The organism is Trueperella sp. (assembly GCF_043424875.1).
Classification (GTDB): domain Bacteria; phylum Actinomycetota; class Actinomycetes; order Actinomycetales; family Actinomycetaceae; genus Trueperella.
Window position 1 is genome coordinate 1 of the sequence record NZ_JBHWPL010000077.1, and the last position, 5,439, is coordinate 5,439.

The window sequence follows — 5,439 nt, forward strand, 5'->3', positions numbered from 1 at the left end:
GCGCGATTCCCTCGATCTGCGAGGACGCTATTGCTTCAGATCGAAGGAGGAAGCGGGATAGATCTTCGAGCTCTGCGACGCCGTCGGCGCCGGTCAGGGAGTGAACTCGCCGCTCAACCATCAAGAGGTAGCTACTCAACTCGGGATCGAGCTGGAGGGGAAGCGTACACAGCCGGTCCGGCGTGAAGTAATGAAACGTGCCTCCTGCGCGATTGGCACGGCCGCGCAGTCCCTGCCAGTGCGTGTTACAGCGCGCTACTGCTGGAGCAGCTTCCTGATGCGCTGCGGCGAGACCTTGCCCGCCGTGCCTAGTTGCTGCGCAAACAGCGAGACCCGCAGTTCCTCAACCATCCACCGCGCCTTTTGTAGTGTCTGAGCGCGCTGGGCGTTGTACCCTTCGGAGGAAAACTCCTCGAGCTCGGCGTCCACCCGGTCCTCGACGTCGGCGATCTGCCACGCGAGCGAATCGTCAGCCGCAGGATTCGTCGCCGCCTTTTCGATCCGCAGCTTGGCCGCCTGCAGGTAGCGGATCAGGTGCGGGAAGTACTCCTCGGGCGTGGCCGAAATAAAGCCGTCATAAACTAGCGCGCTCACCTGCGCGCGGACGTCCGTCACCGTATTAATCAGCGCGAGCGACGACGATTCCCGGATCAGCGCATCCACCTCGCTGTAGGCGTGCAGAATCCGAACCGTTGCCTTGACCAGCTGATAAACCTCGTCCTCGAGGCGCTCGCGAGCATGCGTGCGCACTTCGTCGTAGGCCGTGCGCGTGCGCAGCCGACCGAGCGGGTTGGAGGTGGCCTTCGCCCAGCGGTCGGCGATATTGCGCGTCGCGGCCAGCTGAAGATCGTCGACGAGCGCCTCGGTGCTCGGGTACGGCGTGGCCGCGAGCGTGAGCGCCTCCTCGCCGGTCCACCGGGAGGTCACGCGCGATTCGGGAAGCGCGAGGTCGATGGCAAGTAGCCGAATCAGGCCACGGCGATGATCGCGCACCTGCTCAGCCGGCTCGGCGAGCACGCGCAGCGCAACATTGACGTCGCCCTTCGCCGGCACCTCCACAAATGCGGGGTATCCGCGCACCGTCATCCCGCGCGGGCCAGTCGATTCGACGACGTCGGGCAGCTCCGGCAAGCTGGCCGGCCACGTCTCGAGATTGTCCGCATCGGGAACATTCCACGCCGGCGCGGACGCCCGCCGGTGCCCGCCCTCGCGCGCCGCGTGACCGGCGTCGTCAGCGCTGTGGCTGGACTCGGCGCAGGCGCCGGAACCAGTGCCCTGGCCGGACGATCCGGCGTCGTGTTCTGAAGCGGTACCGCGCAGGAGCTGCTCGCGCGCCTCGTCGAGCGCCTGCGCCACCGCGCCCTTGACCACCGACTCAACCGCCGAGCGGGTCTGGGGTGCGAGGCGGCGTTGCAGTTCCGAGATCGACGGGCCCTCGTCGAGTACAGCCCCGCGCTCCGAGCGCACGCGGAACGTGATCTCCAGATGCGCGGGCAGCGTGACGGCCGCCCAGTCCGCGGGCTCAATATCGATCTGGCGCAGGCGGCGCACCGCGTCCGTGAATGCCTCGCGGAACGAGGGCGCGCCGGGCTGGCCGTGCGCGACGTCCTCCCACGTGGGCAAGAGCGCGGAGATTTCGCGCGCGACGTCGGGCGCCGGCACCAAGTTGCGGCGAACCGGCTTGGGCAGCGCGCGAATTGTGGCGACGACGACCTCGTCCAGCATCCCGGGAACCAGCCAGTCGAAGCCGTCGTCGGTGAGCTGAGGCAGCAGCGTGACCGGCACGTCGATTGTCAGGCCGTCGGCGTGCTTGCCGGGGGAGAAGTGGTACTCGATCGGGAGCGTGATGTCGCCCTGGATCCATTCGCCGGGGAAGTCGGCGTCGGAGACCGACGTGGCGCCGAGGAGGAACTCCTGCGTGAAGTTCAGCAGATCCGGATTGTTCTTCTGCTCCTTTTTCCACCACGAATTGAAGTGTCCGCCGGAGACGATCCGATCGGGAAGCCGCTCGTCAAAGAACGTGAACTGAGCGTCGTCGTCGGCGACTAATCCCACCTGCCGCAACCGCTGCTCGACCTCGCGCGCCTCCTTCAGCTCTCGCTCGTTGTGCTTCGCGAACGCGTGGTGATGGCGCCAGCCGCCCTCGACGAGGCCGTGGCGGATGAACATGTCGCGGGCGAGTTCGCGCGCGGACTGCGTGCCGATCTTCGACAGGAGTACGCGGCGGTCGGCGATGATGGGCAGGCCGTAGAGCGTGACTTTTTCGTGCGCCATTGCGGCGCCCTGGCGCGTGGACCAGAACGGCTCCGAGTACTGGCGTTTGACGAGGTGAGCGCCCACTTGTTCGACCCACTCGGGCTTGATGCGGGCCACCGTGCGGGCGAACAGGCGCGAGGTTTCCACAAGCTCGGCGGCCATGACCCAGTCGGGATTGCGCCGGTGTAGGCCGGATCCGGGCCAGATGACGAAGCGCGTGCCGCGAGCGCCGAGGTAGTCCTTCGTTCGCTCGTCCCACGAGCCGAGGTTGGACAGCAGGCCCACAAGCATTGAGATGTGGATGGACTCGGCTGCGGGCGTGTCCGCGGACTGGCCGAGGGCCTTGACCGCCCGCGCGACGTCCTGGTTGTGCGAGTTATCCTTCTCCTCGTCGGCCGCTTCGCGCAGCTGCGCCTTGGTGGGGAGCTTGATCGGCTTGAGTTCGATGCCCAGCGGGCGCGAGAGTTCGCGTAGCTGCTGGACGACGTCCTGCCACTCGCGGAAGCGTAGCCAGTTGAGGTACTCGGCGCGGCACATGCGCCGGAAGGCGGAGCCGGAGAGCTCGCGCTGCTGTGTGCGAAGGTAGCGCCAAAGGTTGAGGTAGGCGAGAAAGTCGGAGGTGCGATCCACGAAGCGGGCGTGGAGCTGGTCGGCCTGAGCGCGGAACTCCGCGGGGCGCTCGCGAACGTCTTGGACGGACATCGCCGCAACCAGCACAAGAACCTCGGAGGCGGCGTCGTTCTTCACGGCTTCGAGCAGCATGCGGCCGAGGCGCGGGTCGATGGGAAGTTGGGCGAGGGCACGGCCCGTGTCCGTGAGCAGGTGCGTTCCCGAGCCGACGACGGTGCCGTGGGCATCCGCGCTCATCGGCTCGAGGGCGCCGATCTCCTCGAGGAGTTGGACGCCCGCGCGCACGGCCCGCATGTCGGGCGGATCGATGAACGGGAAGTCCTCGACGGAGCCGAGGTTCATCGAGGCCATCTGGAGGATGACGGATGCGAGCGAGGTGCGCTGGATTTCCGGCTCGGTGAACTCGGGGCGGGCCGCGAAGTCGTCCTCGGAGTACAGGCGGATCGCGATGCCGTCGGCCACGCGGCCCGAGCGGCCGGACCGCTGATTCGCCGACGCCTGGGAAATCGGCTCGATCGGAAGGCGCTGAACCTTCGTCTTATTCGAGAAGCGCGAGATGCGGGCGGTGCCCGGGTCGATGACGTACCGAATGCCCGGCACGGTCAGCGACGTCTCGGCGATGTTCGTGGCGAGGATGATACGCCGATGGTTGGAGCGCTGGAAGATGCGGCGCTGCTCGTGGCCCGACAGCCGCGCGAACAGCGGCAGAATCTCGACGGCGTTCGGCACCGACGAGCGACCGCCCGGCTCCACGTAGCGATTTCCGAGCTCCTCCTCGAACGCCCTCTCGGTATCGCGGATCTCGCCCTCGCCAGAGAGGAAGACGAGGATGTCGCCCGGGCCCTCGGCCATGAGCTCGGCGGCGGCATCGAGGATTCCCGAGACCTGATCCTGGGCTTCCGCGCGCGTGAGTTTTTCGCGCCCTTCGTGCTGGCCGGACGTCCCGTGGGTGTTGGCCGAACCCCTGCCTCGGGCGGTCAGACTTGGTCCCTCGGAAGGGGTTTGCCCACCGCCCTGGCCGACTGCGTCGTCCCAGCCGTCGTCGTGACTGGCTGTGCCGTCGTCGTAAAGCGGCCGATAGCGGATCTCCACGGGATAGGTGCGGCCGGAGACCTCGATGATCGGCGCTTCGTTGCCGGGGAAGCCGCCGTACATGTGCTGGCCGAAGTGTTCGGCGAAGCGCTGCGAATCGATTGTTGCGGAGGTGATAATGACTTTGAGGTCGGGGCGTCTCGGCAGGAGGCGGGCGAGGTAGCCGAGAAGGAAGTCGATGTTGAGGGAGCGTTCGTGGGCTTCGTCGATGATGATGGTGTCGTATTTGCGCAGCTCGGGGTCCGACTGCGTTTCGGCGAGGAGGATGCCGTCGGTCATGAGCTTGACGAGCGTGGTGCGTGAAACCTGCTCGGTGAACCGAACCTGATAGCCGATCGCCCCGCCGAGTTCCACGCCGAGTTCTTCGCAAATGCGATCCGCAACAGAGCGGGCGGCAAGGCGCCGTGGCTGGGTGTGACCGATCATGCCGGTGATGCCACGGCCAAGCTCGAGGCAGATCTTGGGTAGCTGGGTGGTTTTTCCTGAGCCCGTCTCGCCCGCGACGATCACCACCTGGTTGTCGCGGATCGCCGCCGCGATATCTTCTCGGCGAGCCGAGACCGGCAGTTCCTCCGGGTACGTGATCGCCGGGAGTGTCGCGCGCCGGGCGTCCAGCTCCTGCGGCGAGTACGGGCGCGGGCCGCGGGGCTTGTTGCTGCGGGGGTTGTTGGTGCGCCGGGGGTTGTTGGTGCGGCGGGGGTTGTTGGTGCGCCGCTTCTCGCGACCCTGATCGTCACCTGCCGGCCGGCTGCCCTGCTGGTTCTCGCGACGCTGACTCCCGCCGCGTTGGTTCTTGCCGCCGCCACTGCCGCTGGGCTTGCTGCCGCCGCGTTGGTTCTTGCCGCGCCCCCGACGTCGTCGGCCCGCTTCACGGCGCGATGATTCGGCCCGCTCGTGCGGGCGCGAGGGATCGGGAGTCGGATTGGCCATCGGGACTATTGTGCCAGATGTCGTCCCGGTGCCTTATTTCAGGAGGCGGGCGAGGGTTCTCCCAAGCGGCGTACTGTTCGGGTTGGTTTTTGGTGGGCGGCGTACCTATCGGAGGAGGGCGTACCTTTCGAGGGGGTCTGCAACCCGTTTGGTACGCCGCCTAGACGAGAGGAACCCGTTTGGTACGCCGGCTAGCGAGGGTTGGGTCGGTTGGGTTCGCCGTCGGCCCGCTCGCGACCCGTTTAGTGCGCCGCCTGCGGAGGTTTGGCCCGTTTGGTGCGTCGGGGAGCTCGGGCAGCGCTTGGCAGGGCTGGGTGACGGGCATTTTCGCCGTCGACGACGGCCGAACGTGGGAGCTCGCCGGGTAGCCGGCGGTGAATCGTGATTGAAAGCGGGCCGGGCGCACGCCCGGCCCAGCTACATCCTCAGTTGTCGTGCAGCGTATTGAAGTTGAACGCGGATTCTTTGATGTCGAAGATGTCCACGACGAAGACGAGCGTGTCATCGCCCTTGATGCCGGCGCGCGGATTG

General features: G+C 67.0%; 1 protein-coding gene. It reads right to left on the reverse strand.

The window, feature by feature from the left end; all coding sequences use genetic code 11:
* Positions 1-255 precede the first annotated feature (255 nt).
* A complete protein-coding gene (locus ACHFFR_RS07145) occupies positions 256-4,908 on the reverse strand; it encodes a DUF3418 domain-containing protein (RefSeq protein ID WP_394263578.1) in 4,653 nt (1,550 codons plus the stop codon).
* Positions 4,909-5,439: the final 531 nt, after the last annotated feature.

Excerpts from the sequence above, each read along its gene's own strand:
- ACHFFR_RS07145 (WP_394263578.1), bottom strand. The coding sequence starts at position 4,908 with ATGGCCAATCCGACTCCCGATCCCTCGCGCCCGCACGAGCGGGCCGAA.